The sequence below is a fragment of the Tahibacter caeni genome (assembly GCF_024609805.1).
Taxonomy (GTDB): Bacteria; Pseudomonadota; Gammaproteobacteria; order Xanthomonadales; family Rhodanobacteraceae; genus Tahibacter; species Tahibacter caeni.
Genome location: NZ_JANFVR010000510.1, coordinates 1 through 2361 on the forward strand (window position 1 = coordinate 1; position 2361 = coordinate 2361).

Sequence of the window (2361 nt, forward strand, 5' to 3'; positions counted from 1 at the left end):
CGGCTGCTGCGCGCGCAGGAGAGCGGCGACCGGCCGCCGCTGCGCCTGATCGTGCTGACCGCGCGCAGCGACGCCGCGGCCGAGCGCGACGCGCGCGCCGTCGGCGTCGACGTGTTCCTGCGCAAGCCGGTCACGCGCGCGATGCTCGCGGCGACGTTCGGCGACGCGTCCGCGGTAATGTTGCCGGCCTGACCGTTGCGTTCGCATCGGCGCCGGCGGACGTCGTTCCGGCGCGCGGCCGCGAACGCGCGCGTCGCGTCGTCGCAGTTCTACGGTACGAATAGGGCGGCCGCGCGGCTTTCCGGTCCGCGTTTCTCATTCCACCGGCCGAGGTCCGCCGCACCGGCCTCCACCCCGCCGATCCACCGTCCGATTCCGACCAGAGGTCCATCCATGAAGCGACTGCTTGCCGCGACTTTCGCGTTCTGCTGCCTGCCGCTGTACGCCGGCGACGTCGAGCTCGGCGAATCCGACCAGGCCGCGATCCGCTTCGCGGCGAAGGACTATGCCGAGGGCTGGTACCAGGGCGATCGCGAGCGCATGGGACGCGCGCTGCACGACAAGCTCGCCAAGCGCGCCTACCTGCGCGACGCGAAGCGCCAGCGCCAGCTCAGCGAATTGGACAAGGCCGGCCTGCTGGCCGGCACCGTGCCGCAGAACGCGCAGCGCTATGCGAATGCGCCGAAGCGCGCCGAGGTCGAGATCCTCGACGGCGTCGGCAATGCCGCGACGGTCAAGCTGCGCATGGACGGCTGGGTCGACTACATGCACCTGGTCCGCGACACCGACGGCGAGTGGCGCATCATCAACGTGCTCTGGGAACCCCTGCCGTAGCGCGGCCGGCGCCTGCCTCGCGGAACGGACAGGACACGCAGGCTGGCGGCGAGCCCGCACGGGCGAAGCCCGGCATCGCGGTCTCGCTGTCTCGAACAATTTGGAACGAAGGCGTCTGCGGGACACTCTGCAACGCGCCGAAGCCTGTCGCCGGCAGGTTCGGCGCAGGCCCTCTGCGGAGGGAATGCCTCGACGCCGGGGTTCGCGGCGCTCACCCCGACCGGCGGGTCAGCGGCGCGACAACTCGTGCACGGCGTCGACGAGCGCGGCGACGTGCTCGGGCTTCACGTCCGGCGTGATGCCGTGGCCGAGGTTGAACACATGACCCGGTCCCGGACCGTGGCTCGCGAGCACGCGTGCGACTTCGCGGCGTATGGCCTCGGGCGCCGCGTGCAGCGCGGCCGGATCGAGATTGCCCTGCAGCGCGATCCGGTCGCCGACCAGTGCGCGCGCGCTCGACAGGTCCAGGGTCCAGTCCACGCCGAGTGCGTCGCAGCCGGTCGCGGCCAGGCCTGGCAAGTGGCCGTTGGCGCCTTTGGAAAACAGGATCAGCGGTATGTCGCGCGTGGTCGCGTCGGCCTTGAGCGACCCGGCGATCTGGCCGAGGTAGCGCAGCGAGAACTCGGTGAACTGCGCCGGCGCGAGCAGGCCGCCCCAGGTGTCGAACACCATCAGCGCCTGCGCGCCGGCGGCGGCCTGGGCCGCGAGATACGCGGCGACCGAACGCGCGACCGTGTCGAGCAGCTGGTGCATCAGCGCCGGCTCGTTCCAGAGCATGGCCTTGGGCAGCGCGAAATTCGACGAGCCTTCGCCCTGCACCATGTAGCAGGCCAGGGTCCATGGGCTGCCGGCGAAGCCGATCAGCGGCACCCGGCCGGCGAGTTCGCGGCGTATCGTGCGCACCGCATCCATGACGTAGCGCAACTCGCCTTCGGGATCGGGCACGCCGAGCCGCGCGACATCGGCGGCGGTGCGCACCGGCGTGCGGAACTTCGGGCCTTCGCCGTCGGCGAAATGCAGGCCCAGGCCCATCGCGTCGGGAATCGTCAGGATGTCGGAGAACAGGATGGCCGCATCGAGCGCGAAGCGGCGCAGCGGCTGCAAGGTGACTTCGCAGGCCAGCTCCGGGTTCGTGCACAGCGCCATGAAGCTGCCGGCCTGGGCGCGCGTCGCGCGGTATTCCGGCAGATAGCGCCCGGCCTGGCGCATAAGCCACACCGGCGTGCAGTCCACGGGTTCGCAGCGCAGTGCGCGCAGGAAGCGATCGTTGTTCATGAGTACCTTGAGCGGAATGAAGAATCCGTGGAACGCCAGCCAGGCGGCGGCGCATGCGCCGCCGCCTGGTCAGCGGCCGAGTTCCTGCTTGAGCGGTCCCGCGCGGCGTGGCCAGCCGAGGCCGGCCGCGCCCTCGGCCAGCGCCTGCGCGCGGGCGCTGCGGGCGGCATCGACCGAATCGAAGTCGCCCCAGACCGCGAGGTACCAGTCGGCGCCGTCGCGCTGCAGCGGCAGCAGGTAGACGCGGCCCTG

At 71.5% G+C, this 2361-nt stretch carries 4 protein-coding genes; 2 read left to right on the plus strand and 2 right to left on the minus strand.

Going from position 1 to position 2361, the window contains the following annotated elements; translation table 11 throughout:
* Window positions 1–192, plus strand: a 192-nt coding sequence (locus NON22_RS23230) for a response regulator (protein WP_257389364.1), incomplete at its 5' end; no start/stop codon positions are given.
* A gap of 201 nt (window positions 193–393) precedes the next feature.
* A complete protein-coding gene (locus NON22_RS23235) occupies window positions 394–834 on the plus strand; it encodes a nuclear transport factor 2 family protein (protein ID WP_257389365.1) in 441 nt (146 codons plus the stop codon).
* Between the two features lie 228 nt (window positions 835–1062).
* Here NON22_RS23235 and hemE read toward each other — a convergent pair whose 3' ends face one another.
* Complete coding sequence (gene hemE, locus NON22_RS23240) at window positions 1063–2109, minus strand: uroporphyrinogen decarboxylase (protein ID WP_257389366.1); 1047 nt, start codon at window positions 2107–2109, stop codon at window positions 1063–1065.
* Window positions 2110–2178: 69 nt separating this feature from the next.
* The coding region (locus tag NON22_RS23245; protein WP_257389367.1) for a hypothetical protein at window positions 2179–2361 on the minus strand (183 nt) is incomplete at its 5' end.